Origin of the sequence: Bradyrhizobium sp. LA6.1, from assembly GCF_040547805.1 — a bacterium.
Taxonomy (GTDB): domain Bacteria; phylum Pseudomonadota; class Alphaproteobacteria; order Rhizobiales; family Xanthobacteraceae; genus Bradyrhizobium; species Bradyrhizobium barranii.
Genome location: NZ_JBEPQK010000001.1, coordinates 706,075 through 731,950 on the forward strand (window position 1 = coordinate 706,075; position 25,876 = coordinate 731,950).

The 25,876-nt window shown below is 64.1% G+C and carries 21 protein-coding genes; 3 read left to right on the forward strand and 18 right to left on the reverse strand.

Features of this window, described 5'->3' with window-relative positions:
• Positions 1 to 2: 2 nt before the first annotated feature.
• From fdhF to ABIB99_RS03065, 3 genes are read right to left on the reverse strand one after another with little or no spacing between them, the layout of a single operon-like run.
• Positions 3 to 2,876, reverse strand: coding sequence for a formate dehydrogenase subunit alpha (gene fdhF / locus ABIB99_RS03055; protein WP_063984539.1), 2,874 nt, complete (start codon positions 2,874 to 2,876; stop codon positions 3 to 5).
• Between the two features lie 10 nt (positions 2,877 to 2,886).
• The gene (locus ABIB99_RS03060) at positions 2,887 to 4,443 is read right to left on the reverse strand and encodes a formate dehydrogenase beta subunit (protein WP_063984538.1); all 1,557 of its coding nucleotides are present in this window, start codon (positions 4,441 to 4,443) and stop codon (positions 2,887 to 2,889) included.
• Entirely contained in the window at positions 4,440 to 4,916 is a 477-nt protein-coding gene (locus tag ABIB99_RS03065; RefSeq protein WP_135215011.1) for a formate dehydrogenase subunit gamma, read from the reverse strand. Before ABIB99_RS03065 ends, ABIB99_RS03060 begins: the two co-directional genes overlap by 4 nt.
• A 224-nt stretch (positions 4,917 to 5,140) precedes the next feature.
• Between ABIB99_RS03065 and ABIB99_RS03070 the strand changes: the two genes are divergently transcribed.
• The gene (locus ABIB99_RS03070; RefSeq protein WP_014496684.1) at positions 5,141 to 6,034 is read left to right on the forward strand and encodes a LysR family transcriptional regulator; all 894 of its coding nucleotides are present in this window, start codon (positions 5,141 to 5,143) and stop codon (positions 6,032 to 6,034) included.
• Positions 6,035 to 6,249: 215 nt separating this feature from the next.
• Here the strand turns inward: ABIB99_RS03070 and ABIB99_RS03075 are convergent, their stop codons facing one another.
• The 7 genes from ABIB99_RS03075 to ABIB99_RS03105 all read right to left on the reverse strand — a co-directional run bounded on the left by ABIB99_RS03075 (position 6,250) and on the right by ABIB99_RS03105 (position 14,359).
• Positions 6,250 to 8,580, reverse strand: coding sequence for a PAS domain-containing sensor histidine kinase (locus ABIB99_RS03075; RefSeq protein WP_354174844.1), 2,331 nt, complete (start codon positions 8,578 to 8,580; stop codon positions 6,250 to 6,252).
• A 228-nt stretch (positions 8,581 to 8,808) separates the two neighbouring features.
• Entirely contained in the window at positions 8,809 to 10,182 is a 1,374-nt protein-coding gene (locus ABIB99_RS03080; protein ID WP_354174845.1) for a cation-efflux pump, read from the reverse strand.
• A 256-nt stretch (positions 10,183 to 10,438) separates the two neighbouring features.
• Positions 10,439 to 11,407, reverse strand: coding sequence for a quinone oxidoreductase family protein (locus ABIB99_RS03085; protein WP_063984535.1), 969 nt, complete (start codon positions 11,405 to 11,407; stop codon positions 10,439 to 10,441).
• A 25-nt stretch (positions 11,408 to 11,432) separates the two neighbouring features.
• Entirely contained in the window at positions 11,433 to 12,428 is a 996-nt protein-coding gene (locus ABIB99_RS03090) for an NAD(P)H-dependent flavin oxidoreductase (RefSeq protein WP_354174846.1), read from the reverse strand.
• Positions 12,429 to 12,699: 271 nt separating this feature from the next.
• Positions 12,700 to 13,260 (reverse strand): hypothetical protein, encoded by a 561-nt coding sequence (locus ABIB99_RS03095; RefSeq protein ID WP_166098330.1) that lies wholly within the window; start codon positions 13,258 to 13,260, stop codon positions 12,700 to 12,702.
• 184 nt (positions 13,261 to 13,444) lie between these two features.
• Positions 13,445 to 14,095, reverse strand: a complete 651-nt coding sequence (locus ABIB99_RS03100; RefSeq protein WP_071915558.1) for a hypothetical protein — start codon at positions 14,093 to 14,095, stop codon at positions 13,445 to 13,447.
• 60 nt (positions 14,096 to 14,155) lie between these two features.
• A complete protein-coding gene (locus tag ABIB99_RS03105) occupies positions 14,156 to 14,359 on the reverse strand; it encodes a hypothetical protein (RefSeq protein WP_063984531.1) in 204 nt (67 codons plus the stop codon).
• Positions 14,360 to 14,895: 536 nt separating this feature from the next.
• On the opposite strand from ABIB99_RS03105, the gene ABIB99_RS03110 reads away from it, so the two are divergent.
• Entirely contained in the window at positions 14,896 to 15,609 is a 714-nt protein-coding gene (locus ABIB99_RS03110) for a hypothetical protein (protein WP_354174847.1), read from the forward strand.
• Between the two features lie 155 nt (positions 15,610 to 15,764).
• On the opposite strand, the gene ABIB99_RS03115 is transcribed toward ABIB99_RS03110, so the two are convergent.
• From ABIB99_RS03115 to ABIB99_RS03145, 7 genes are all read right to left on the reverse strand, one after another.
• Positions 15,765 to 17,171, reverse strand: a complete 1,407-nt coding sequence (locus ABIB99_RS03115) for a hypothetical protein (RefSeq protein ID WP_354174848.1) — start codon at positions 17,169 to 17,171, stop codon at positions 15,765 to 15,767.
• A 615-nt stretch (positions 17,172 to 17,786) separates the two neighbouring features.
• Positions 17,787 to 18,560 carry a fumarylacetoacetate hydrolase family protein gene (locus ABIB99_RS03120; protein WP_354174849.1) on the reverse strand — a complete coding sequence of 258 codons (774 nt, stop codon included), beginning with the start codon at positions 18,558 to 18,560 and terminating at the stop codon, positions 17,787 to 17,789.
• Between the two features lie 11 nt (positions 18,561 to 18,571).
• Positions 18,572 to 19,591 (reverse strand): 2-dehydropantoate 2-reductase, encoded by a 1,020-nt coding sequence (locus ABIB99_RS03125; RefSeq protein ID WP_063984530.1) that lies wholly within the window; start codon positions 19,589 to 19,591, stop codon positions 18,572 to 18,574.
• A gap of 98 nt (positions 19,592 to 19,689) precedes the next feature.
• On the reverse strand, positions 19,690 to 20,118 hold the full coding sequence (locus ABIB99_RS03130) for a CBS domain-containing protein (protein ID WP_063984529.1): 429 nt from the start codon (positions 20,116 to 20,118) through the stop codon (positions 19,690 to 19,692).
• Between the two features lie 179 nt (positions 20,119 to 20,297).
• Positions 20,298 to 21,635, reverse strand: coding sequence for an oxalate/formate MFS antiporter (oxlT, locus tag ABIB99_RS03135; RefSeq protein ID WP_354174850.1), 1,338 nt, complete (start codon positions 21,633 to 21,635; stop codon positions 20,298 to 20,300).
• Positions 21,636 to 21,895: 260 nt separating this feature from the next.
• Positions 21,896 to 23,188, reverse strand: a complete 1,293-nt coding sequence (gene oxlT, locus ABIB99_RS03140; protein ID WP_071915554.1) for an oxalate/formate MFS antiporter — start codon at positions 23,186 to 23,188, stop codon at positions 21,896 to 21,898.
• Between the two features lie 247 nt (positions 23,189 to 23,435).
• On the reverse strand, positions 23,436 to 23,573 hold the full coding sequence (locus ABIB99_RS03145) for a hypothetical protein (protein ID WP_166098301.1): 138 nt from the start codon (positions 23,571 to 23,573) through the stop codon (positions 23,436 to 23,438).
• Positions 23,574 to 23,920: 347 nt separating this feature from the next.
• On the opposite strand from ABIB99_RS03145, the gene ABIB99_RS03150 reads away from it, so the two are divergent.
• Positions 23,921 to 25,252: an Hsp70 family protein gene (locus ABIB99_RS03150; RefSeq protein ID WP_354174851.1), complete on the forward strand. Its 1,332-nt coding sequence runs from the start codon at positions 23,921 to 23,923 to the stop codon at positions 25,250 to 25,252.
• Positions 25,253 to 25,421: 169 nt separating this feature from the next.
• On the opposite strand, the gene ABIB99_RS03155 is transcribed toward ABIB99_RS03150, so the two are convergent.
• Positions 25,422 to 25,865 carry an SRPBCC family protein gene (locus tag ABIB99_RS03155; protein ID WP_071915552.1) on the reverse strand — a complete coding sequence of 148 codons (444 nt, stop codon included), beginning with the start codon at positions 25,863 to 25,865 and terminating at the stop codon, positions 25,422 to 25,424.
• Positions 25,866 to 25,876 lie beyond the last annotated feature (11 nt).

Genomic DNA, 25,876 nt, shown 5'->3' on the forward strand with positions numbered 1-25,876 from the left:
CGTTACTCCGCGGCCTCGGCCGGCGCGATGCGGCGGGAGTGCTGCGCCTGCGCGTCATAGGCCTTCTGCCAGTCGGACGGGCCGTTCGACGGCGAGATCTGCACCGCCGTGACCTTGTATTCGGGGCAGTTGGTGGCCCAATCCGAATAGTCGGTGGTGATGACGTTGGCCTGCGTGTCCGGGTGATGGAAGGTGGTGTAGACGACGCCCGGTGAGACGCGGTCGGTGATCTCCGCGCGCAGCGTGGTTTCGCCCGCACGGCTCGCGAGCCGCACCCAGTCGCCGTCGCGTACACCGCGCTGCTCGGCGTCGTGCGGATGAATCTCGAGCCGGTCCTCGGCATGCCAGACCACGTTCTCGGTGCGCCTTGTCTGCGCGCCGACATTGTACTGGCTGAGGATGCGGCCCGTGGTGAGCAGCAGCGGGAAGCGGGGGCCGGTGCGCTCGTCGGTCGCGACATATTCGGTGACGATGAACTTGCCCTTGCCGCGGACGAAGCCGCCGATATGCATCACCGGGGTGCCCTCCGGCGCCTTCTCGTTGCAGGGCCACTGCACCGAGCCGAGTTCGTCGAGCTTGGCGTAGGAGACGCCGGTAAACGTCGGCGTCAGTGCCGCGATCTCGTCCATGATCTCGGACGGATGGCTATAATTCATCTCGAAGCCCATGGCTTTGGCGAGGGCGATGGTGACCTCCCAGTCGGCCATGCCGTTCTTCGGTGACATCACCTTCCGGACGCGCTGGATGCGGCGCTCGGCATTGGTGAAGGTGCCGTCCTTCTCGAGGAAGCTCGAGCCGGGCAGGAAGACATGGGCGTAGTTTGCGGTCTCGTTCAGGAAGAGGTCGTGAACGATGACGCATTCCATCGACGACAGCGCCGCCACCACGTGCTTGGTGTTGGGATCGGACTGGAGGATGTCCTCGCCCTGCACGTAGATGCCCATGAACGTGCCTTCGATTGCGGCATCGAACATGTTGGGAATGCGCAGGCCCGGCTCCGGGTTGAGCTTGACGTTCCAGAGCGCTTCGAACTGGTCGCGCACGGCGTCGCCCGAGATGTGGCGATAGCCGGGCAGCTCGTGCGGGAACGAGCCCATGTCGCAAGAGCCCTGCACGTTGTTCTGGCCGCGCAGCGGGTTCACGCCGACGCCGGGGCGGCCGATATTGCCGGTCGCCATCGCGAGGTTGGCGATCGCGATCACGGTGGTCGAGCCCTGGCTGTGCTCGGTGACGCCGAGGCCGTAATAGATCGCGCCATTGCCGCCAGTGGCGTAGATGCGCGCGGCTTCACGCAACACCTGCGGATCGACGCCGGTGAGGATCGCGGTGGCTTCCGGGCTGTGTTTCGGCTGGGCGACGAAGGCGGCCCATTCCTCGAACTCGGCCCAGTCGCAGCGCTCGCGCACGAAGGCTTCGTTGGCGAGGCCCTCCGTGACGATGACATGCGCCAGCGCGGTCACGACCGCAACGTTGGTGCCGGGCATCAGCGGCAGGTGCAGCGCCTTCACGTGCGGTGATTCCACCATTTCGGTCCGGCGCGGATCGATTACGATCAGCTTTGCGCCCTGGCGCAGCCGCTTCTTCAGGCGCGACGCGAACACCGGGTGAGCGGAGGCGGGATTTGCACCAATGATGACCGCGACGTCGGTGTCCTCGACCGAGTCGAAGTCCTGCGTGCCGGCCGACGTGCCGAAGGTCTGCGACAGGCCATAGCCGGTCGGCGAGTGGCAGACGCGGGCGCAGGTGTCGACATTGTTGTTGCCGAAGCCGCCGCGGATCAGCTTCTGCACCAGATAGGTTTCTTCGTTGGTGCAGCGGGACGAGGTGATGCCGCCGATGGCGTCACGGCCGTATTTCTTCTGGATGCCGCGCATCTTGGCAGCGGCAAACGAGAACGCCTCATCCCAGGACACTTCGCGCCAGGGATCCTCGATCCGCTCGCGGATCATCGGGTTGAGGATACGCTCCTTGTGGTTGGTGTAGCCCCAGGCGAAGCGGCCCTTGACGCAGGAATGGCCGCGATTGGCCTTGCCGTCCTTGTACGGCACCATGCGCACGACTTCCTCGCCGCGCATCTCGGCCTTGAAGGCGCAGCCGACGCCGCAATAAGCGCAGGTGGTGACGACGGAGTGCTCGGGCTGGCCGATCTCGATCACCGACTTTTCCGTCAGCGTCGCGGTCGGGCAAGCCTGCACGCAGGCGCCGCAGGAGACGCATTCGGAGCCGAGGAAGCTCTCGCTCATGCCGGGCGAAACGCGGCTGTCGAAGCCGCGGCCAGAGATGGTCAGTGCGAAGGTGCCTTGCACTTCCTCGCAGGCGCGGACGCAGCGCGAGCAGACGATGCACTTGGAGGGATCGTAGGTGAAGTAAGGATTGGACTCGTCCTTCGGCATCCAGGCGGCGTTGATCTCGCCATGGGATTTTGCGAAGACGTGGTTCTCGCCCTCGTAGCCGTAGCGCACGTCGCGGAGGCCCACGGCGCCGGCCATGTCCTGCAATTCGCAATCGCCGTTGGCGCCGCAGGTGAGACAGTCAAGCGGATGGTCGGAGATGTAGAGCTCCATCACGCCCTTGCGCAGCTTCTTCAGCCGTTCGCTCTGGGTGTGCACGACGAGGCCGTTCATCACGGGCGTGGTGCAGGAGGCCGGCGTGCCGGCGCGGCCCTCGATCTCGACGACGCAGAGACGGCAGGAGCCGAACGCGTCGACCATGTCGGTCGCGCAGAGCTTTGGGATCTGGTGGCCCGCGTCCATCGCGGCCCGCATGATCGAGGTGCCCTCGGGCACCGTGACCTGGTTCCCGTCGATGGTCAGCGTCACCATCGTCGTCGATTTGGAGCGCGGTGTGCCGTAGTCGATTTCTTCGATCAGAGACATCGTCGTTCTCCTATTCCGCGGCCTGAAGCGTGGTCGGGGCCGGGATGAAATCTTCCCGGAAATGCTTCAATGCACTGAGCACGGGGTAGGGCGTGAAGCCCCCGAGTGCGCAGAGCGAGCCGAATTTCATGGTGTTGCAGAGGTCTTCGACGAGCGCGAGATTTTCGCTCACGCGCTCGCCGCGGATGATCTTTTCGATGGTCTCGACGCCACGGGTCGAGCCGATCCGGCAGGGCGTGCACTTGCCGCAGGATTCGATGGCGCAGAATTCCATGGCGAAGCGCGCCTGCCTGCGCATGTCGACGCTGTCGTCGAACACGACGATGCCGCCATGGCCGATCAGGCCGTCGCGTGCGGCGAAGGCTTCGTAGTCGAACGGGGTGTCGAACAGCGCGCGCGGGAAATAGGCGCCGAGCGGGCCGCCGACTTGCACCGCGCGGACCGGGCGGCCCGTGAACGTGCCACCGCCGATGTCGTCGACGAGCTCGCCAAGCGTCACGCCGAACGCGGTCTCGAACAGCCCGCCATGGCGGATGTTGCCGGCGAGCTGGATCGGCATCGTGCCGCGCGAGCGGCCCATGCCGAAATCGGCATAGGCCTTGGCGCCCTCGGCGAGAATGAAGGGGATCGCGGCGAACGACAGCACGTTGTTGATGACGGTCGGCTTGCCGAACAGGCCGTGATGCGCGGGCAGCGGCGGCTTGGCGCGCACCAGGCCGCGGCGGCCTTCGAGACTTTCCAGCAGCGAGGTCTCTTCGCCGCAAACGTAAGCGCCGGCGCCGACCCGCACTTCGAGATCGAAGCTGTAGGTGGAGCCGCCGATCTTGTCGCCGAGATAGCCGCCGCGCTTTGCTGCCTTGATGGCCGCGTTCATCGCTTCGACTGCGTGCGGGTATTCGCTGCGGATGTAGATGTAGCCCTTGGTCGCGCCGACGGTGATGCCGGCGGTCGTCATGCCCTCGATCACCAGGAAGGGGTCGCCTTCCATGATCATGCGGTCGGCGAAGGTGCCGCTGTCGCCTTCGTCGGCGTTGCAGACGATGAATTTGCGGTCGGCCTTCGCTTGCGCGACGGTCTTCCACTTGATGCCGGTCGGGAAGCCCGCACCGCCGCGGCCACGCAGGCCGGATGCGGTGACCTCGGCGAGGATCGCATCCGAGCCGAGCGACAGCGCGCGCTCGAGGCCCTTATAGCCGTCATGGGCGCGGTAGTCGTCGAGCGAGCGCGGATCGATCACGCCGCAGCGGGCGAAGGTGAGGCGGGTCTGGCGCTTCAGCCAGGGGATCTCCTCGGTTGCGCCCAGCCGCAGCAGATGCGGCGTGTTGCTGGCGAGGGCATCGAGCAGGGAGGGCACATCGGCCTCGGTGACCGGGCCGAACGCGATCCGGCCCTGCGGCGTCGCGACCTCGACCAGCGGCTCCAGCCAGTACATGCCGCGCGAGCCAGTCCTGACGATCTCGACTGCAACGCCGCGCTTGGCCGCATCCTGCTCCAGCGCCAGCGCAACCTCGTCGGCGCCAACCGCAATCGCACCCGCATCGCGTGAGACGAATAGACGCATGCTCATCGCTGTGCCTCCGCGACCAGTGCATCGAGGCGCTTCTCATCGAGCCGGCCAATGAGGCGGCCGTCGAGCATGGCGGACGGTGCGGTCGCGCACAGCCCGAGGCAGTAGATCGGCTCCAGCGTGACGCGATCATCGGCGGTGGTGTTGCCGAGGGGCACGCCAAGCTTCGCCTCGGCGCGCGCAGCGAGAGCATCGCCGCCCGCAGCCTGACACGCTTCCGCGCGACAAAGCTTCAGGACATGACGCCCGGCCGGCTTGTGGCGGAAATCATGGTAGAAGGTGAACACGCCATGCACCTCGGCGCGCGACAGATTCAGCGCCTGCGCCACCATGGGAATCGCCGCCTCCGGCACGTAGCCGAACGCCTCCTGAAGGGCGTGCAGGATGACCAGCGTCGCGCCCTCTTGCTTCGCATGTTCGGCGATGATCTCGGCGCCGCGCGTCTCGTCCCAAGGCTCGTAAACCGCTGTCATTCTTTGTTCTCAGATTGAGCGTCCCTTGATCGCAAACTATTTGGAATCGTTCGAAGATCAATAAAGCTGTCTCATGCTGCGATTGCGAATTCCGATCGATTTGAAGGTGCAATCGGACGATACGGAAATGCAATTAATCGCGTTCCGCTTGCCGGTTTTTCCGTGTTGGTAATGGCCTGCCGTGCTAGCTTGCATGCCATGATGGCATCCGAGGGGACGACCGGTTGATCGACAAGCTTGAACTGCTGCTGGCGCTGGCGAAGGAGCGGCATTTCGGACGCGCTGCAGAAGTCTGCGGCGTGACGCAGCCGACGATGTCGACCGGGCTCAAGCAGCTCGAGGAGATCCTCGGCGTGATGCTGGTCCAGCGCGGCTCCCGCTTCCAGGGCTTTACCCCCGAGGGCGAGCGGGCGCTGGATTGGGCGCGGCGGATCGTGGGTGATGCCCGCGCCATGCGTGACGAGATCAACGGGCTGAAGCATCAGCTCTCCGGCGAAATCCGCATCGCGGCGATCCCGACCGTGCTCGGCATGGTCGCCCAGCTGACGACGCCGTTCCGCGCCAAGCATCCCGAGGTGCGATTCCGCATCCAGTCCACCACCTCATCGGAGGTGCTCGGGCTGCTCGAAAATCTCGAGGTCGATGCGGGGCTGACCTATATCGAGAACGAGCCGATCGGCAAGGTGCGCACCATTCCGCTCTACAACGAGAGCTATCGCCTGCTGACCGCGCCGGATGGAATGTTCGGCGATCGCGAGACGGTGACGTGGAAGGAGGTCGGGCAGGTGCCGCTGTGCCTGCTGACGCCCGACATGCAGAACCGCCGCATCATCGACCGCGCGCTCCGCTCGGTCGGCGCGGAGGCGACGCCGACCCTGACCTCGAACTCGCTGCTCGTGCTGTTCACGCATGTGAAGACGGGGCGCTGGGCGAGCGTGATGCCGGCCAAGCTTGCCGAGACGCTCGGCCTGTCCGATACGGTGCGCTCGATCCCGATCACCGACCCTGATGTCAATTACAGCATCGGCATGGTGATCCCGCAGCGCGACCCGATGACGCCACTGATCGCGGCGCTGGTCAACGTCGCGCGCGAAGTCGCGCCGTCACTGCAATTGTAGGGTCTACAGCGTTTTCGAGCGAAGTGGATACCGGTTCGGCAGGGCCCGAGCAAGCGCCTCGTCCTTCGAGACGACCGCTTCGCGGTCTCCTCAGGATGAGGCTCCGTTGTATCGGTGTTCGCTGAAACTGCTGCTGCGCACTCTGCCCTCATCCTGAGGGGCCGCCGGAGGCGGGCGTCTCGAAGGATGGCCGCAGGCGAGCTTCCCGCAATGCTCTAGGCCGCAGCCGACATCCCGGACGCCGCCTTGATCGCATCGCGCGGCAGGGTCACGCGGACGACGGTGCCCACGTCGATCTTCGAGCGCAGCCGCATCGAGCCGCCGTGGAGCTGCGCCAGCGAGCGCGCGATCGCAAGTCCAAGTCCGGAGCCGTGATAGGTCTTGGTGAGCTGGCTCTCGACCTGCTCGAACGGGCGGCCGAGCCGTGCCAGCGAATGCGGCGCGATCCCGATGCCGGTGTCGGCGATCATCAGCACGATCTTGTCGTCGAGCTGCCGGCTGCGCACCACGATGCGTCCGCCGTCGGGCGTGAATTTCACCGCATTGGAGAGCAGGTTGACGATGATCTGCTTGGTCGCGCGGCGGTCGGCAACGACCGAGATCGATTTCTCGATCCCGGCGTCGAGCGTCAGATGCTTGTCTTGTGCGCGGCCGGAGACGACACGGAGGGACTCCGCGAGCGTCTGTCCGAGATCGAGCTCTTCCATGTCGAGCTTCATGCGGCCGGCTTCGATCTTGGACATGTCGAGGATGTCGTTGATGACTTCGAGCAGGTAATGGCCGCTGGTCAGGATGTCCTGGCAGTATTCCTGGTACTTCTCCGAGCCGAGCTCGCCGAACATGCCCGAGCCCATGATCTCGGAGAAGCCGATGATGGCGTTGAGCGGCGTGCGCAGCTCGTGGCTCATATTGGCGAGGAATTTCGACTTGGTCTGATTGGCTTCCTCGGCGCGGGTCTTCTCGCGCTGATACTTCTCGGCGAGGTCGGCGAGCTCGTTGGTCTGGCGCTCGAGGGCGGCCTGGGAGCGCTTCAGGTCGATGACGGTGGCGCGCAGGCGCAGATCGTTGTCGACCAGCTTCTGCTCGTGCTCCTTGATGCGGGTGATGTCGGTGCCGACCGAGACGTAGCCGCCGTCCTTGGTGCGGCGCTCGCTGATATGCAGCCAGCTGCCGTCGTCGAGCTGCGCCTCGAAGGTGCGCGCGCCCGGACCCTGGCTGGCCGTCTCGTTGTGGCGGGTGCGCACCTCCGGCATGCGGCCGACTTCGAGCACGGTCTCGTAGGAGGTGCCGGGGATGACGGCGCTGTCGGGCAGCTTGTGCAGGCGCTGGAAGTGCGAGTTGCAGAGCACGAGGCGGTCGCTCGCGTCCCACAGCACGAAGGCCTCCGGAATGGTCTCGATGGCGTCGCGCAGGCGGAGGTCGGCTTCGACGGTGCGTTCGGCGAGGCTCTTCTGCTCGGTGATGTCGACGGCGATTCCGATCAGGTGCACGCTGGAATCGGTCGCCCCGTGCGTCTTCTCGCAGCGGACGCGGAGCCAGATCCAGTGACCGTCGACGTGCTGCATGCGGAAGGTCTGGTCGATATGGTCGATCTTCCCGGAGATGAGCTGGTCGGCGATCTCGAACAGGTCGATGTCGTCGGACTTCACCAGCGCATTGACCTCGCCGAAGGTGAGGAGCTCGTTACGGCCGTCGAGGCCGAGCATCGAAAACATCGACTGCGACCAGAAGATACGGCCGCGGGACAGATCCCAGTCCCACAGGCCGCAGCGGCCGCGGTTGAGCGCGGTGTCGATGCGGCCGCGCACGGCGTCGTTGATGAGGTCGCCCTCGCGGGCGCGGGTGGACTGCCAGTGGAAGGCGAAGCCGAGGATCAGGACGACGAAGCCGGTGGTCGCCGACAGCGTCACCGAGAGCGCGGCGTCCGAGCCCCAGATCGGCTCGTTGCGCTCCTGGATCACGGTGACGAGACCCGGCAGCGACTTGATCTGCCGCGAGGTCGCCATCGCGGCGTTGCCGTTCGGCAGCGTCATGTCGGAGACGTTGTTGTCGCGCGGCGGCGCCGCGACCAGTTGCGCCGTGGTGATGGCATCGAGCAGGCGGTCGTTGCCTGAGGGGTCGCGGTCGATCGGAATGCGGGCGAGGATGCGGCGGTCGACGCCGGCCGAGGTGACGACGACGTGGCGGCCGGAGGCCGTGCCCCAGGACGGGATCAGATCGGGCAGCAGCGTCGGCAGGTTCTCGATGTTCTTGAGCCGCTCCTGCCGCGACGAGGTCAGGCGATCGATCCGCTCTGCGAGCAGGTCGGCCAGCGCCGAGATGTCGTGGCGGAGCACCTGCCGCTTCTGGCGCGTCTGATCGACGACCTGCACGAACGCGCCGAGACAGATCGTGACCAGGAACGCGATGATCAGCGTCGGCACGGCGCGGCGCAGCGCCGGCTCCGCGATCAGGAGCCGATGATAGGCAGGTTTCGCGATCGATTGCGCCAATCCCTTGATCGAATCGGATTGGACGCGCACGTTCGCGGCGTCTGCACGCGACATGCCTTCTGCCCCCTGGAAAACCTGCTTGCAACTTGAGTTCGGAAGCAGCCCCACATCGCTTCCGAATCAAGCCTGATTTGAATCCAGTTTTCGCAGGCTGTCGAGAGTCAACGAATCGTTAACGCGAATTTATTCTTATCCAACGCGCAGTTTGCGCATTTTGCGTCCGCAAACTTACGTGCGTGGTGAGTCCGAAACGAGAACGTGTGACTCCTCGCACATTTCGCGTCACGCCCGCGGCGGCTCGGCGTGGCTGATCACGCGCTTCACGCCCGGGAACGCGCGGCGCAGCGCGCGCTCGATCGCGTCGACATGCTCGTGCACCTTGATCACGCTCATCGAGGGCGTGGCACGGCAGTGGAAATTGACGATCTCGCCGGCGTCGGTGTTGCGGACACGCACATTGTGGATGTCGTAGATCTCGCCGCCGGCGGCATATTCCGTCAGGGCGGAGGCGATGGCCCGCACTCGTTCCGGCACGGCATCGACCCCGAACGGCAGTTCCGGTTCCAATGGCTCGATATGGACGTCGACCTCGACGTCCGCGCCGAACTCCTCCTGGATGCTGCGCTCCAGCGTGTTGGCGATGTCATGGGCGGCGTCGAGCTGCATCCCGGCGTCGACCTCGAGGTCGATGCCGACGATCAGCTTGGCGCCGAGGTCATGCACTGTGACGTGGTGGATGGCGAGGCCTGAATTGTGGGCGATGACCATGATCCGGTCGCGCACGGTCTCGTTGTCGCGCGCGACGGGGACGGCGGTGAAGGTAAGGTCGGCGTCGCCGAATGCCTTGTCGACCGCCGCCTGCGCCTTGCGCTTGATCTCCTCGACGCGGTCGATCGGATAGGTCCGCGGCACCTTCGCGATGGTGTCGATGAACGTGGTCGCGCCCACCATGCGCAGCCGCAGCCGCTCGACGTCGATCACGCCGGGCACGCCAAGGATCGCGGCCGTGGCCTTCTCCTGCGCGCCCTCGGGGGCGCGATCGACCAGCGTCTGCACGGTCGAGCCGGCCATGCGCAGGCCGAGCAGGGCGATCATCACGGCGACGGCGGCGGCTGCCGCGGCGTCGCCCCACCAGAAGCCGAGGGCGGCCAGGATCAGGCCGATGATCACGGCGAACGAGCCGAGCACATCCGAGGCGAAATGCAGCGCGTCCGCCGCGAGTGCCTGGCTGCGCGTCTCCCGTGCGGCGCGGTGCAGGGCGCGGGCACGCCACAGGTTCACGACGATGTCGATCACCAGCACCACGAACGGTACGGCCGAGATGGTCGGCGGCGGAGTTCCCTCGCGCAGGCGGCTGTAGGATTCGACCAGGATGCCCCCGGCCAGCACGTAGAGCAGGGCGGTGACACCGAGCGCGGAGATGCTCTCCAGCTTGCCGTGGCCGTAATGGTGCTCTTCGTCGGCCGGCTTGTCGGAGACTCGCACCACCGCCCAGGTGATGATGGTCGCGACCAGGTCGATCGAGGAATGCAGGGCCTCCGAAATCAGCGCCAGCGAGCCGATCGCGATCCCGACCGCGAACTTGGCTGCCGCCATGCCGCCGCTGGCGAAGATCGAGATCGCGGCGACCGAGGTCTTGTTGTGGTGGGAGGTCATGGCGGGGGATTTAGCAGCCCGTGGGTGAACATCAAGCGATGATCCACAGGTGTAGTCGCTAGTGAGTTGCAGGAGCGAAGCTATTGCGAATGCTTCCGAATTGAATGCTTGCTTATGCCTCTGGCTCAGTCTCGTAGGGTGGGCAAAGGCGCGTAGCGCCGTGCCCACCAACAAGTGTCTCCTGATCAACCGCTGTGGTGGGCACGCTTCGCTTTGCCCACCCTACGAGACCGCGCGCTCGTCGCCCGGCCAGGGATCACAGCGTCACGACGATCTTCCCCAGATGCTTGTTCGCCTCCATGTGCTCGAACGCCTTGTCGATGTCGGCGAAGGCATAGACCTTGTCGATCGGCAGCTGCAGCTTGCGTGACTCGACCGCGCCCCAGATGTCCTTGCGGACCTCGTCGAAGATCTCGCGGACCTCCTCGATGGTGCGGGTGCGGAAGGTGACGCCGACATAGTCGATCCGGCGTGCCGCATGCAGGTCGAAGTTGAAGTCGGCATGGGTGCCGCCGAGCCGGCCGACATTGACGATGCGGCCCTTGACCTTGGTGGCGGCGAGGTTCTGGCTCGCGACCTTGCCCGAGACCTGGTCGACGATCAGGTCGACGCCTTCGCCGTTCGTCGCCTTCAGCACCTCGTCCACCCATTTGGGGTCGGAAGAGTCGACGGCGAGGTCGGCGCCATACTCCCTAAGCCGGCCGCGGCGATAGGGATCGGTCGACGAGCCGATCACGAGCTTGGCACCCTTGAGCCGCGCGATCTGCATCGCCATCAGGCCGACGCCGGAGCTCGCCCCCTGGATCAGCACGGCTTGCCCGGGCTGAACGCCGCCGACGGTGACGACCGCATTGTGCATGGTCGCTAGCGCGACGGGCAGGGTGGCGGCTTCCTCGAAGTTCATGTTCGAGGGCGCGCGGAACAGCCGGCCGTGATCGGCCAGGGTGTATTCGGCGAACGCCGCGCCGCCCGAGCCCATGATGCGGTCGCCGACCTTCACGCCCTTGGCATCCGGTCCGAGCTCGGCGACCTCGCCGGCCCATTCCATGCCGAGCACGGTGCCGGCACCGCCGGCGGCGCCATGGGCGTGGCCCTTGCGCATGCCGGTGTCGGCGCGGTTCAGCCCGCAGGCGCGGACGCGGACCAGCACCTGCGTGCCCTTAGGCTTTGGTTGAGCGACGTCGGAAATCTGAGCGCCGTCAGGGCCGTAGACATAAGCCTTCATGAATTACTCTCGCTTCTTGCAGTGATTATTCAGCGGCTTGTGCGCTCGGATGAGCGATCATGCCTTCGAGCCGGCTGCGAATGATGGCTTCGGCCTCGCGCACGATGCGGGAGATCAGCTCGGCGCAGCTCGGGATGTCCTGGATCAGGCCCTGCACCTGGCCCGCCGACCAGATGCCTTCGTCCGAATTGCCGGTCGCATAGACCATCTTACCACGGGCGCCCGCAACCAGCTCGCGGATGTCCTCGAACTTGGCGCCTTCCTTTTCCATGGCCACGACCTTGGTCGAGATCTCGTTCCTGGCGACGCGCGAGGTGTTGCGCATGGTGCGGAAGATCAGCTCGGTCTCACGCTCGTCATTGGCGACGATCTTCTCCTTGATGAGCTGATGGATCGGGCTTTCCTTGGTCGCCATGAAGCGGGTGCCCATATTGATGCCCTCGGCGCCGAGCGCCAGAGCGGCGACGAGGCCACGGGCATCGGCAAAGCCGCCCGAGGCGATCATCGGGATCTTGACCTTGTTGGCGGCGGCCGGGATCAGGATCAGGCCGGGGGTGTCGTCCTCGCCGGGGTGGCCGGCGCATTCGAACCCGTCGATCGAGATGGCGTCGACGCCCATGCGCTCGGCCGAGAGCGCGTGGCGGACGCTGGTGCATTTGTGCACGATCTTGACGCCATGCCTCCTGAACTCGTCGACATGCTCCTGCGGCTTGTTGCCGGCGGTCTCGACCACGGTGATGCCGGCCTCGATGATGGCGGCGCGGTATTCGGCGTAGGGCGGCGGCTTGATCGCGGGCAGGATGGTGAGGTTGACGCCAAAGGGCTTGTCGGTGAGGTCGCGGCAGCGCGCGATCTCCTTGGTCAGGTCTTCCGGGGTCGGCTGGGTCAGCGCCGTGATGAAGCCGAGCGCGCCAGCGTTCGCGACCGCGGCGACCAGCTCGGCGCGTCCGACCCATTGCATGCCGCCCTGGACGATCGGGTGCTCGACGCCGACGAGCTTTGTGAACCGTGTCTGCAGCATGATCTGTTTCCCCCGCCTCGCGTGGCGCCCTGTTATCGGTTGATGGCGGCAGGATGCCGCCGGGGTCGGGAAATGTCTATTGCGCCGCCGTGCGGTGGGGGCGGGGCGATCATGCGAGGCGTGAGGGGATTCCGTGGGGTGGATAATTTTGGTGCGGGGCGCTTGGCGTATTCTCCTGCCGTCGTCCTGGCGAAAAGGGGCGACGGCGGAGAGGTAGCAAAGGTGCTGCTCCAAGGGTGCCCGGAAGGCCGAGCGCCAACTGGATCCCGCGTCAACCTTGGCCACGAAGCCGCAGGAGTCGCGATGGAATATACTCGACGTCGATGCTGATGCCGTCTCCGCTCAATGGGTTCGCGGTGTAGACGACGGAGACAGACAGTTCGAATTGGCTGACAATCGTCAAGATAGCGATGGTGAGCGCGGTGTCTCCGCTCGGGGCCGCGCCCAGCAGCATCTCTGCGATACGGCAGCAATCATCCATCGTCGCCCCCAACGGAGGAAGCTTGATGACCTCTACCTGACGTGCAGCGAACGTGGTCGGGTCGGCGACGTCGGGTTCACGCGCAACAACAGCGCCCGAGTTGATCAAGGGCACGACGAACTTCAGAACCGGTGCCGTCACCAGGTTGAGATTTTGAATGTTGACCTCGGTCGCATACACGCCCGGCCGGGCGCCGGCGACACAACAGCAGCTTGCCTCGGATTGCTTGCCGCATACGATCTTCGCGCTGTATGCGAAGAGGCCCTCGGCTGCGGCCGGTATCGCGCCGAGCTTTTCGAGAAATGGATGCTTCAACCGGTCAGCACTTGAGCCCGTCTGATTGTTAGCCATCTCGACCTCCGTGAAGGTTTGTGGAACGGATGAGCGGCACCTGGGCGCGTTGCTTATAGTCCTCGGTCTTGCCTCGATTGAGTTTTGATTACTCTACGCCAGACGCTTTCCCGCAGCGCCTGCTCACCACCTACAATAGCACTGTCGAGGAATGCTCGCCAATCATGTCAAAGGCGAATAACGGCTACTCCGCCGACAGCCGCACCATCTGGCGGCCGCCGTTCATTTCCTTGAGGCTGTTGACGAATTTTTCCGGGCGCTGCCAGCGGTAGGGGACCTGCAGGCCCATGAACTCGGCGATGTCGCCGATGAAGCCGGTGCAGTTGGTGGTCTCAGCGTTCCAGACCGGCGAGCTCGCCTGCAATTTCTTGATATAGGCGAAGACGCGCTTGGCGTCGGCTTCGCTCAGATAGACGCGGTAGTTCGCGGTCAGATAGTCCGGATCGAGATCGCCGTAGCTCGCGCCGGTTTCGGCTGGCACCCAGGTGAGGTGACCGAGCACATAGGCCCAAGTGTCGCCGGCGGGCGTGAGGCCCGCGACTTCGACGGCGCGCTCGCTGGTCTTGCCGTACCAGACGAACGCATGGCCCCAGCTCGCCGCCGTCCGCGCGCGGAAGTCGACGTAGTAGGGACCTTTCTCTGCGCGTGCGACGGAGCGCCGCGTCGATTGCGGCGCCGGTCGTGATGCGGCGTCGGTCGTAGCAAGCGCATTGGCGTCGGCAACGCGCTTGTTCGCTTCGTGGGCCGAGGCCGAGGGGGTGGTGCAGGCGAGCATCGCCGCGAGAGCGAATCCCGCGAGGATGCAGGATCCCGATCGATCAGATGTGTTCGTCACGTTGTGCCCCTCGACTACCGGCCGCTTACGCAGATTTCTTGCGCGTATTTCCGTTGCGCGTCAGTAGCGCGCAGCGACCGGGCCGGGCGCCTTGCCGATCGGGGCCTTTCCAATCGGGCTCTTGCCAATCGGCATCTTGCCGATCGGCGCCTGCTCCGCAGGATAGACGGGAACGGGCTGGCGACGCGGCAGATCCGCAGCGTTCGCAGCCGTCACCAGAGCAAGCGTCGCACCCAGAGCAATTACAATTTTCTTCACAGTCATACCCCTAGAAGGTTTGGTCCAAACACGGCACGGCCGTGCCCCCAGACACGCCTCATAGAAGGCGGCCGAATGCGTCCAAGTTGCGGCACCCGCGGGACATGTTGGCGGCATTGATCGGGTGTACAGGGATGTGATGTGTCTGGATGTTTCGGAGTGCGGAGGTCTGTAGGATGGGTAGAGCGCAGCGAAACCCATCGGCCATCTGCGCGGAGCGATATGATGGGGTTTCGCTGCGCTCTACCCAACCTACGCGGGTGCTCGTTCCAGTTCACTGATCCGTCGATCTCGCTCTAGAGTAAGGAGTCATGCCATGTGGCAGGTGCTTCTTCTCCAAATCGTCCTTCGCGCTGCAAGCAAAGGTTGCTATTGTTGAGGGCATAGCGTGGGGATCTGGTTGAGGGGCAGATGATTGCAATTCTTTCGGCGCTGGCAGGTTCGGTTGCTACGACCCTATTAGGCATATGGCTCCTGCCAATTTGGCGAGATGCACGAAGAATGGAGCCATACAAATCTGAGCTTCCTTCCTATGCAGAACGATGAGCCCCAATCGTTTGATTTTCCGATTCTTTCAATGGTTGTATTGGGGGGAAGTGGGCATCTTCAAAGGCCTGATTGAGATTCTGGAGGAGAGAATTCGTAGGCCGGGGAGCGAGACCGGTATGTTGTTCAAATCGGCAGGGGCGATCTACTTTTTTGATCCGGCTCCTGTATTTCGTTCCTTTCTTGGAAAAGCTCCGTATGTAGTGATCGCGCTCCTAGTTAGTATCCCGGCTTGGGCTGTGATTACATTTCCACTCATTAGTGCAATTTCCTCCGTTGAGGCGGCCCAAGATGCGCTGTCATCCGGATGCCTGATCTTAGTTGGGCTGCTCGGAGTTGCAGCTGTCATACTATGGATCGTTACGCCCGGTGGGCCGAGTACAGTCGCTGTAATTTTCCAAGATCAATCGGTCTTTGTTCATTCTCAACGTTGGGGGGCGGTTCCGAATCTGCCGCAGTTCCGAGTTGTTTCGGACATCGACCGCCCTTTTAGCTTCGCGAATATTTTTGGGGAGCAGGCATTAATCGAGATATCGGTTGACGGCGGAAAGTCCTGGAACACGACGTGCCGACTTCCCTATCTCAGCTATCGAATTTCTCGTCTCATCGAGGAGGATTCGAACTGGCCTAAGGTTTTCGAGGAGTTTGTGCGCTTGGTGTGCGCTCATCAAGCGTCGATGAACGCTGATCCCGAGCCTCAACTTGCATGACAAGCTATCGCAACGCGCGGGTTGGGTAGAACGAAAACCCCGCAGCAGTTTGTAGGATGGGTAGAGCACTTGCGAAACCCATCATGCTTCCGCGTAGGCAAAGTAGGATGGGTTTCGCTGCGCTCTACCCATCCTACGCTGCTGCTACGCGTCTCTCACCCGATCCTGTTCAAGCTGTTCCGGATCGTCGAGAAGATGCCGCCGATGTCTTTGCGCAAGGCATCGAGCGCGTTGAAATTGTCGAAGATGCGGGCGAGGCGGTCTTCGACCTCGCGCTTGCTCCTGGCGAGGGCATCGACGCGCGAGGCGAGGGTGACGTCGCCGTTCGCCTCGATCTCGCCGACGGTGTTCGCAAGGAGATCGCGGGTGGCGCCGACCTCGGCGATCATGGCCTCGATGCCGAACACCGGCGCCTTCAGCGGAACGAGGTCGGCCTGCGACTTCGACAACTCCCTCTTGAAGGCGTTCAGCGTCGCCAGCGTCTCCTGCAACGCGCCGAGCCGCTGGCGCGACTGGAGGACGAAATCGTTCAGCGCGTTCTGGCGGTCGACGAGGGTCTTGCCGTCGGGGTCGGTTTCGACGTCGGCGAGCGAGCGTTCGAACTGGGCCTGGCGCTGGCCGAGTTCCTCGAAATCGAGCCGGATCGCTTTCAGGATATTGAAGCTGTCGTCGATGCGGGCGAGGCGCTGCGCGATCTCGATCTTGTTCTTCGAGAGCGTCTCGACGCGAGTGTCGAGCGGCGCCTCGCCGCCGGTCTCGAGCTCGTCGATGCTTTTGGCCAGCCGGTCATGGCTGAGGCCGAGCTCGCCGATCAGGGCATTGATGCCGGCGTCCGACGAGCGCAGCGGGACCAGCTCGGCATGGGATTTCGCCAGATCTTCCTTGTACTGGTTGAGGGTCACGAAAGTGTCCTGGACCGCGTTCACCCGTGACAGCAGCGCCGATACGTCGCGCGCCACGTCCTTCAGGCGGTCGGCGAGGTTATTCTTGCGGTCGTCGGTCTCGAGGTCGAGCAGGGAGCGTTCGAGCTGGTTCTGGCGGTCGCGGATCTCGGTGAAAACAGGCTCGACCGCGCGCCGCTGATCGGCGACCTTTCCCACCATCTCTCGCACCCCCTGCTGGCGCCGGCGGATCTCGGCGAGCTGGTCGTGCATGTCGGTGGATTCGTTGCGGCCCTGCTGGAGCAGGGCGCGCTGCTCAGTCTCGCCCAGCTTGTCATGGAGGGCGGAGACGGCCTCGCGGGGATCGCTTTCGATCAGGTGCTGGACGGTGGCGTCGAGGTGGTTTTGCAGGGCGTGGGCGACGACGACGTCCTCGCGGGTTTTCTTGAGGCGGTCGCGCAGGGTATTGAGGCGCCGGTCCTGACGCGAGAGCCGCCAGGCGGGGGCGCCGATCAGCGCCAGCCCGAGCGTCACGATCGCGCCGGTTGCGATACGCTGCGGCATCGGCAGGTCCGCAAACATCGCGGGCAGGTGCGCGACGTCATAGCCAAACGCCTGCTGGGCGAGGATCGCGATGGCGGCTAGCAGGACAAACCAGGCAACCACGAAAAACAGCCACATCGTGACTTCCCCACCCGGGACACATTCTCGCCATAGTTGCTATTGGAGAGCGGAACCGAGATCAAGGGGCGCGCGGGGTTGCCAGATGTTTCCGGTCGCGCGATCCCCTGCTGGTTGCGTCAGTCGATTGGCGGAGAGCAGGGTGCCAGGTTTTCCCGGGGAGCGGGGCAAGGCCTGTAAGCCCGGATGGAGCAAAGCGCAATCTGGGGTCTGCGCGCGCAGAAACGCCCGTCCCGGATTAGGCTTCGCTCCATCCGGGCTACGGCACTGCGTGGGCCCCTTTCGGGGAGGCTAGCAGCAGGCGTCGGCGCGAGCCGGCGAGCCTCGGGCTATCATTTCCCGAGGAAGTTCGTGCGCATCTTGTCGGCGAACCAGACCACGAAGATCGCAGCGAACGAGAGAGCGAAGTACAGAGCCGCCCAGAGAAGTGCATTACTGGCATTCGACATGACATCCTCCCTTGCATCAGAAATCGATCTGTTGCCGGGAAGGATAGCGGCAGCCGCGACCGCCGATTTGCGCAGGATCAATTTTTGCCGGGCTGCGGCGCAAATGGCCGGCGAGCCTTCATTCCGGGCCCACGATGGATTTGCGGCCTAGGAATGACGCAGCGAGTTACAGCCGAAACTCGTTCGTCAGCTCGCCGATGCCGTCGATCGCGACGGTCACGGTATTCACCGGCTCCTTCATCACCCCGACGCCGACCGAGGTGCCGACGGCGATGAGGTCGCCGGGAAGCAGGGTCATGTCGTGGGAGATTTTGCTGACCAGCTCCTGCGCGGTGAAGATCATGTCCGAGATCGGATAGTTCTGCCGCTCCGCGCCGTTGAGGATGGTGCGCACAACAAGCTTGGCCGGATCAAGGCCGGTTGCGATGACGGGGCCGAACGGGCCGTAATCATCGATGCCCTTGGCGCGGGCCCATTGCGGGAAAGTGGGATCGCTGGTCAGGATGTCGTTGGCGGTGATGTCGTTGACGCAGGTGTAGCCGAAGATGAAGCTGTCGGCTTCCGCCGGCGAAACGCGGGCGCAGGTCTTGCCGATGACGATGCCAAGCTCGCCCTCATAGGTGGTCTTGCCGTCGTAATAAGAGGGGCGGCGGATCACGGCGCCCGGCGTCGTGATGCTGGTGGTGGCCTTCAGCAGATAGAGCGGCTCCGGCGGCTCGGGCTGGTTCAGCTTGGCGGCGAGCGCGTGGAAATTATTCCAGAGCGCGACGATCTTGCTGGGCGCGCAGGGCGCGAGCAGCTCGACCTCCGACAGCGCCAGCGTCTTCCCGGTGGCTGCATGGCGGCCGAACATCTCGCCCTCATGCACGCTGATGCCTGATTGCGTCAGGGTGCCGAAGCCGGTCGCACCGGCATGGCGGAAGCGCAGCCACTGTTTCATCTCGCCCGCCATCACGCCACCGCCAGTGCACGGGGATCGGCGGGCGCGGAGACGCCGTCATAGAGGCCGGCGATGCGAGCACGCTGGGTCACCATCGCCAGCACCGAGTCGAGCGCGGGCGTGGCGATGCCGGTGAGGCGGCCCATCTCCTGCACCACGGTGACGAGCGGGTCGATCTCCATCGGACGGCCGCGCTCGAGATCCTGGAGCATCGAGGTCTTGTGCGCGCCAACCTTGCGGGCGCCCTCGATGCGGCGCTCGACGTCGACGCGGAATTTGACGCCAAACGTCTCGGCGATGCCTTGCGTCTCCACCATGATCGCGCGCGACAGCGCACGCGTGGAGGGATCGGTGCAGATCACGTCGAGCGTTGCATGGGTCAGTGCGCTGATCGGGTTGAAGCAGACATTGCCCCAGAGTTTCAGCCAGATCTCGTCGCGGATGCGGTCGAGCACCGGCGCCTTCAGCCCGGCGGCGACGAAGAGATCGGCGAGGCGCTGCACGTCCGAGGTGATTTCGCCGGAGGGCTCGCCGAGCGGGAAATTGTTGCCGTAGACGTGGCGGATCACGCCGGGCGCTTCGATCTCGGTGGCGGGATAGACGATGCAGCCGATGGCGCGCTCGGCGCCGATCTCACGCCACTGCCGTCCGCCGGGGTCGATGCTCTCCAGCGTCGAATTCTCGTATTGGCCGCCGTGCTTGTAGAAATACCAATAGGGGATGCCGTTGACGGCGGTGACGATGCGGGTGTGCGGCCCGAGCAGCGGCTGCATCTTCTCGATCACGCCGGTGATCGAATGCGCCTTCAGCGTGATGATGATGTAGTCCTGCACGCCCAGCTCGGCGGGATCGTCGGTGCAGCGCGGATGCACGGTGTGCTTCTCCTCGCCCGCGAGCAGGGTCAGCCCGCGCTCGCGCATCGCGGCAAGGTGGGCGCCGCGCGCGACCAGGCTGACGTCGGCGCCAGCGCGTGCGAGCTGAACCCCGAGATATCCGCCGATCGCGCCGGCGCCGTAGATGCAGATCTTCATGAAATCCTCGCGGGTGTCCGGAATTTTGGGACGAAAGATCCGGTCCGGCTCGGAGAGGTCCGAGCCGGGGCCGGTAGTCGCAGGGGAAGTGTGACGCTTTAAGCTGCTGCTTGCGGCGAGCCGTTGATCGCTTCGTCAACGGCAGCAGCAATGTCGCGCATGCTGATGACGGAGACGAGGCTGTAATCGTCGATGACCGGCAGGTGACGGATGTGATTGCGGTTCATCAGATGCCGGACGTGCTCGATCGTGTCTGAGGAGCTGCAGGACACCAGCTGCTGCACCGACACGAGCTGCGAGACCTTGACGTTGATGGCGTTGGCACCATGCTCGGCGACGGCGCGCACCACGTCGCGCTCGGTGAACATGCCGACCGCGGTGTTGCCTTCGGAGCGGACCACGTCCTTGACCACCAGCGCGCTGATATTGTTGGCGCGCATCAGCTTGGCGGCGATACCCACCGTTTCGTTCATTCGCACCGTGACAACGCGCGGTGTCTTTTTGCGCAGAATGTCTCCGACCAGCATTGCAACCTCCCTAGGTGAATGACAGGGGAAGTGTGGTATACATAATGCCAATCGTCAAGCATTCGATTTGGCTGATCCGAAAATTCTTGCGGCAGCAATACTGACGTTTGTCATCGTGCCAAAAAGGAAAAGGGGCGCATCGCTGCGCCCCTTTCGACCGATTGAAAGGCGTGTGGTCGCTACGCTGTCTCGGTCTTGGCGTTGCCGGCCTTGGCGGTGCCGGTAGCGGCGTTGGCGCTCTCGGCTTCCTTGCCGAGGATGAAGGAGCGGCGCAGCGGCTTGATCACGAACAGCGCCGTCAGCGCCGCCGTCGCGTTCAGCGCCACTGCGACCACGAACACGGCCTTCCAGCCGTACGTTGCCGAGATCACGCTGGCGAGCGGGACGAGCAGGGATGCCGTGCCTTTCGCGGTGTAGAGCATGCCGTTGTTGGTGGTTGCGTATTTCGAGCCGAACGTGTCGCCGCAGGTGGCGGGGAACAGCGAGTAGATCTCGCCGAACACGCCGAAGTACACCGCGGTCGCGAGCACGAACACGATCGGTATGTTTCCATAGGCCGACAGCGTCAGCAGCATTACCGCCGCGGTGCCGAACGCGATGAACATGGTGTGCTCGCGGCCGATCGTGTCGGAGACCCAGCCGAAGAAGGGACGTCCGAAACCATCGAAGATGCGGTCGAGTGAGATCGCGAACGTCAATGCCGCCATCTGGAAGCCCGCGAGCGTCACCGGCGTGTCGGCGATCTTGAAGTCGTGCGCGATCGGGCCGATCTGCGCCGCGGTCATCAGGCCGCCGGAGGCGACCATGACGAAAACGAGATACATCACCCAGAAAATAGGGGTGCGCAGCACCTGCGGCGGGGTGAAGTCGATCTTGGTCTGCGGCAGATTGAGCTGCTTCTTCTTCGGCGGGATCGAGATCCGCGGCGGCTGGATGAAGAAGGCGAGCACGAACACGATCAGGCCCTGGCCGATGCCGAAGGTGAGGAACGCGTGCTGGTAGCCGCTCGTTACGATCATGGTCGCGATCGGCACAATGGTGAGCGCGGCGCCCGCGCCGAAGCCGGCAGCGGTCGCACCGGCGGCGAGACCGCGGCGATCGGGGAACCATTTCAGCGCGTTGCCGACGCAGGTGCCGTACACCGCGCCGGCGCCCATGCCGCCGACGACCGCGGCGGCGTAGAGCAGGGTGAGCGAGTCAGCGTAGGAGTTGAGCACCCAGGACAGCGCGATCATGACGCCGCCGAACATGACGACGATGCGCGGACCGTATTTGTCGACGAACCAGGCCTCGATCGGCACCAGCCAGGTCTCGGTGACGACGAAGATGGTGAAAGCGAGCTGGATCGCCGCGCGGCCCCAATGATACTTGGCGTCAATCGGATCGACGAACAACGTCCAGCCGTATTGCAGATTGGCGATCATCGCCATGCAGACGATGCCCATGGCGAGTTGGAACCAACGGAAACCGGTGCGAAGAGGCGCAGCTGTGACGGCGCCGTCCGTGCTGGAAATCATCAATAACCTCCCAACGCGCCTGATTGAATGCGACCTGGGATTGCAAGATGACCCAGTGTCGCAAATATTGTGGCTTATCGTCGCAAGCGCGGCGGGGACATTGGTATACCATATTCCAGAAGACAAGCCCAATCTTGTGACGCAGCGCAAGAAAAGTGCGCGGTTCCCTTCACGTCAGCGGTAGCCAAGGCGGGTTCTGCAAAAACGAAAACGCCCGGCCGTGAGGCCGGGCGTCGTGCTTGAAGGAGTGGTGGAGTGCGTCAGGCGGCGGCGGTCGATTTCGCGACCACGACCTTGCGCCAGGGCTTGAGCACCATGATCGCCAGCAGCGAAGCGAGGATGTTGGCGCCGGCCGCGATGATGAACACGCTGTCCCACGTGCCCGACGATTGCTGCATGTAGTTGGCGATCGGGACAAGCAGCGCGGCGGTGCCCTTTGCGGTGTAGAGCAGGCCCGCATTGGTGGTCGCGAACTTGGCGCCGAACGTGTCGGTGCAGGTCGAGGGGAACAGCGAGTAGATCTCACCCCAGGCGAAGAACACGAAGCCCGACAGCAACACGAACCAGAGCGGGTCGTGTCCCCAGAGGTAGAGCATCCAGATGCCGAAGCCTTCCATGCCGAAGGCGATGAACATCGTGTTCTCGCGGCCGATCATGTCGGAGATCCAGCCGAAGAACGGACGCGTCAGACCGTTGAGCACGCGGTCGATCGTGGCTGCGAACGTCACCGCGGTCATCGTCACCGCCATCAGCGTCACCGGAACGCTGTCGACCTTCCAGTCGACTGCGATCGGCTTTAGGTTCGCCGTCACCATCAGGCCGCCGGCGCCGACGATCACGAACATGAAGTACATCAGCCAGAAGATCGGCTGGCGCAGCACTTCGGTTGGCTGATAGTTGCGGCGGGTCTGTTGCAACGCAGCGTTCTGCACAACGGGAGGCACCTGTCCGGCCTTCGGCGCGTAGAGGAAGAAGGCGAGGATGCAGATGATGATGCCCTGGCCGAGCCCGAAATACAGGAAGGTGGTCTGGAATCCGCTGTCCTTGATCATGGCCTGAATCGGCGCAACCGTGAGCGCGGAGCCCGCGCCGAAACCGGCCGCCGTGATGCCGGCAGCAAGACCGCGCTTGTCGGGAAACCATTTCAGCGCATTGCCGACGCAGGTGCCGTAGACGCCGCCGGCGCCGATGCCCGCGATGATCATGCCGAGATAGAAGCCGTTGAGCGTGGTGGCTTGCGCGTTGATCGCCCAACCGATGGCGCAGAGCACGCCGCCGACGAGCACGACGATGCGCGGGCCGTATTTGTCGACGAACCATCCTTCGACTGGCACCAGCCATGTCTCGAACAGTACGAAGAGCGTAAAGGCCCATTGGATCGAGGCGCGATCCCAGCCGAACTTTTTCTGGATGTCGGGGACGAAGAACGTCCAGCCGTATTGATAATTGGCGATCATCACCATCGCCGCTACACCGACCGCCAATTGCGTCCAGCGATACGTGTCGCTAACCCGCGCGGCGGTTGGAACCGTTGCCTGCACCATGTCCGTCATAAAGCCTCCCGTGGCGCGCCTCTAATTTTTCTGCGAGCGCTGGAGGGGCATTCTTGTATTCATTATGCCAAGGTTCAAGCGCTGGTCCGATCACCGTGCGCAAATGCCGCAGGACCTTCATCGGTTGCGGCTGTGACTCGGGACAACGCAAATAGAAATGGCCCCGTCCTGCGGGGCCATTCATCAAAAGTAGTATGTGGACGGTTCTGAAACCGGCGCGTCGCGCTTGCCGCGCGGGAGGCGCTGCTTACAGGCCGAAGCGGGGCAGGTCGCCGTTGTGATTCGAAATCTCGGCGCTCGCCATCAGGAAGCGGTCGACCGCAGCCAGGAAGCGGGTGAACAGCGAGGCGGAGGGGGCGAGCGCGACGGAAGCGGTCTTGGACATCTGAATTCCCTTTCTCGAGACGGTCAGTGATGCTGTCTCATTTCGAAGGGCAATCTACGTATACCAGATGCCAGTGTCCATGCATGCCATTGCATAGCAGCATGCATGCTCCCGCATTGCAGCATAATGATCCGTTAAAGGGACCGAACCGAGCTCAAAATTGCCAGCCGGGCTGCTGGAATTGCGAGATCGGCCCCAAAAGGCCCCCATTACGGAGGCAAAAGAGCGCGGACAGAGCGGCGCGCGGGTTCCAAATCCAACCGCACCGCAACATTCAAGGTCTTGGCAGGCCCAGCCAAAGCCGTTAGTGGTCTGCCCCCTTTTCCAATCAACTGTCAGAGTGGTTCATGTCGAGCGCCTCGGCCGCCGTCTCGATCGGCATCGATTTTGGGACCAGCAACACGGTCGTCGCGATCGCGGCGGACGATCGCCGGGTCGAGGCCATCCGCTTCGATCACGGCGGCCAGCGCCACAGCGTCTACGTCTCGGCGCTGTGCTTCTGGGAGGATCGGCCGGGCGCCGGCGCCCAGGCCGAAGGCGGTCCATGGGCGATCGAGACGTTCCTCGAAGGCCGCCACGTCTACCGCTTCCTGCAGTCGTTCAAGACGTTTGCGGCGAGCTCCAGCTTCAACACCACGCAAGTGTTTCGGCAGCGCTTCAAGTTCGAGGACATTCTGGCGGCGTTCCTGCGCACGCTGGCGCGCCATGGCGGCGAAAAGTTCGGCTTCGAGACGTCCAACATCACGGTCGGCCGCCCGGTGCGGTTCGCCGGCGGCAATCCCGACGAAGCGCTGGCGATGCAGCGCTATCGGGCCGCGTTCGAACGCCTCGGCGCCGGCCACGCGCGCTATGTCTACGAGCCCGTGGGCGCGGCGTTCTCCTTCGCCCGACGGCTGGAGCGTGATGCCACCGTGCTGGTTGCGGATTTCGGCGGCGGCACCAGCGATTTCTCGGTGATGCGCTTTTCGCGCGCGGGAGGAGCCTTGCGCGCCGAGCCGCTTGGACACGCCGGCATCGGCATTGCCGGCGACACCTTCGATTACCGCATCGTCGACCACGTCGTCTCGCCGCGGCTGGGAAAAGGCTCCAGCTTCCGCTCGTTCGACAAGGTGCTGCCGGTCCCCACCGGCCACTACACCAACCTCGCGCGCTGGCATCAGCTCGCGATGATGAAGAGCAATGGCGATCTGCGCGAGCTTCGGGAGCTCGCGCGCAGCGCGCTGAAGCCGAAGCTCCTTGAAGATTTCATCACCATCGTCGATCTCGACCTCGGCTTTTCGCTCTACCGCGCGGTATCCGACGCCAAGGTCGCGCTGTCGGCGCGGGACGAGGTGGACTTCCGCTTCAAGGGGGGCGGCGTCGACATCGGTGCGACCATCACACGGAAGAATTTTGAATCCTGGATTGCCGACGACATCGCCCGGCTGGGTGCCACCGTCGACAAGGTGCTAAGCGAAGCGGGCATCACCGCGCGCGAGGTGGAGAAGGTGTTCTTGACCGGCGGGACTTCCTTCGTTCCGGCCGTCAGAAAGCTGTTTGCCGAGCGGTTCGGTAACGAACGGCTGATGTCGGGCGACCAGTTCGAGTCGATCGCCTACGGCCTTGCGCTGATCGGACACAGCCCCGACCCCGATCGATGGACCGCAAGCGGTGGGATTACGCCGAAGGCGGGCGCGTAGCCCAACAACAGCCGCCATTGCTTGGCTGCTCGCAATGACGACGGAGAGCTGTCATCAGTGCCGTAGGGTGGGCAATGGCGCGGAGCGCCGTGCCCACCATCTTTCCGAGGTTGAGAGAGCATCGGTGGGCACGCTGCGCTTTGCCCACCCTACGATACTGATTTCGCCGCTACTGATTGATCTCCGGTTCCACGAGCCTTGCGAGGCTTCGCAGCGATTCCTGCCAGCCGAGATAGCAGGCCTCGGGCGGGATGACGTCAGGGATGCCGGCCTGGGTGATGTCGACCTCGGTGCCGACCGAGACCTTCTTCAGCGTCACGGTCACCTGGATTTCGCCGGGTAGATTTGGGTCGTCGAACTTGTCGGTGTAGCGGAGACGTTCGCCGGGGACGAGCTCGAGATATTCGCCGCCGAAGGCGTGGCTGTTGCCCGTCGTGAAATTCCGGAACGACATCTTGAACGTGCCCCCGACCTTGGGCTCGAGGTGATGGACGGTGCAGGTAAAGCCGTTCGGCGGAAGCCATTTCGCCAGCGCATCCGCCTCGAGGAAGGCGCGATAGACTTTCTCCGGACTGGTCGAGAGAACGCGGTGCAGACGTACAGTGCTGGGCATGTTCCTTCATC

Excerpts from the sequence above, each read along its gene's own strand:
- ABIB99_RS03110 (WP_354174847.1), top strand. The coding sequence starts at position 14,896 with ATGAGCCCCAATCGTTTGATTTTCCGATTCTTTCAATGGTTGTATTGG.
- ABIB99_RS03080 (WP_354174845.1), bottom strand. The coding sequence starts at position 10,182 with ATGACCTCCCACCACAACAAGACCTCGGTCGCCGCGATCTCGATCTTC.
- ABIB99_RS03065 (WP_135215011.1), bottom strand. The coding sequence starts at position 4,916 with ATGACAGCGGTTTACGAGCCTTGGGACGAGACGCGCGGCGCCGAGATC.
- fdhF (WP_063984539.1), bottom strand. The coding sequence starts at position 2,876 with ATGTCTCTGATCGAAGAAATCGACTACGGCACACCGCGCTCCAAATCG.
- ABIB99_RS03120 (WP_354174849.1), bottom strand. The coding sequence starts at position 18,560 with ATGAAACAGTGGCTGCGCTTCCGCCATGCCGGTGCGACCGGCTTCGGC.
- ABIB99_RS03115 (WP_354174848.1), bottom strand. The coding sequence starts at position 17,171 with ATGTGGCTGTTTTTCGTGGTTGCCTGGTTTGTCCTGCTAGCCGCCATC.
- ABIB99_RS03125 (WP_063984530.1), bottom strand. The coding sequence starts at position 19,591 with ATGAAGATCTGCATCTACGGCGCCGGCGCGATCGGCGGATATCTCGGG.
- ABIB99_RS03155 (WP_071915552.1), bottom strand. The coding sequence starts at position 25,865 with ATGCCCAGCACTGTACGTCTGCACCGCGTTCTCTCGACCAGTCCGGAG.
- ABIB99_RS03105 (WP_063984531.1), bottom strand. The coding sequence starts at position 14,359 with ATGACTGTGAAGAAAATTGTAATTGCTCTGGGTGCGACGCTTGCTCTG.
- ABIB99_RS03060 (WP_063984538.1), bottom strand. The coding sequence starts at position 4,443 with ATGAGCATGCGTCTATTCGTCTCACGCGATGCGGGTGCGATTGCGGTT.
- oxlT (WP_354174850.1), bottom strand. The coding sequence starts at position 21,635 with ATGATTTCCAGCACGGACGGCGCCGTCACAGCTGCGCCTCTTCGCACC.
- ABIB99_RS03095 (WP_166098330.1), bottom strand. The coding sequence starts at position 13,260 with ATGGCTAACAATCAGACGGGCTCAAGTGCTGACCGGTTGAAGCATCCA.
- ABIB99_RS03130 (WP_063984529.1), bottom strand. The coding sequence starts at position 20,118 with ATGCTGGTCGGAGACATTCTGCGCAAAAAGACACCGCGCGTTGTCACG.
- ABIB99_RS03090 (WP_354174846.1), bottom strand. The coding sequence starts at position 12,428 with ATGCTGCAGACACGGTTCACAAAGCTCGTCGGCGTCGAGCACCCGATC.
- oxlT (WP_071915554.1), bottom strand. The coding sequence starts at position 23,188 with ATGACGGACATGGTGCAGGCAACGGTTCCAACCGCCGCGCGGGTTAGC.
- ABIB99_RS03145 (WP_166098301.1), bottom strand. The coding sequence starts at position 23,573 with ATGTCCAAGACCGCTTCCGTCGCGCTCGCCCCCTCCGCCTCGCTGTTC.
- ABIB99_RS03075 (WP_354174844.1), bottom strand. The coding sequence starts at position 8,580 with ATGTCGCGTGCAGACGCCGCGAACGTGCGCGTCCAATCCGATTCGATC.
- ABIB99_RS03085 (WP_063984535.1), bottom strand. The coding sequence starts at position 11,407 with ATGAAGGCTTATGTCTACGGCCCTGACGGCGCTCAGATTTCCGACGTC.
- ABIB99_RS03150 (WP_354174851.1), top strand. The coding sequence starts at position 23,921 with ATGTCGAGCGCCTCGGCCGCCGTCTCGATCGGCATCGATTTTGGGACC.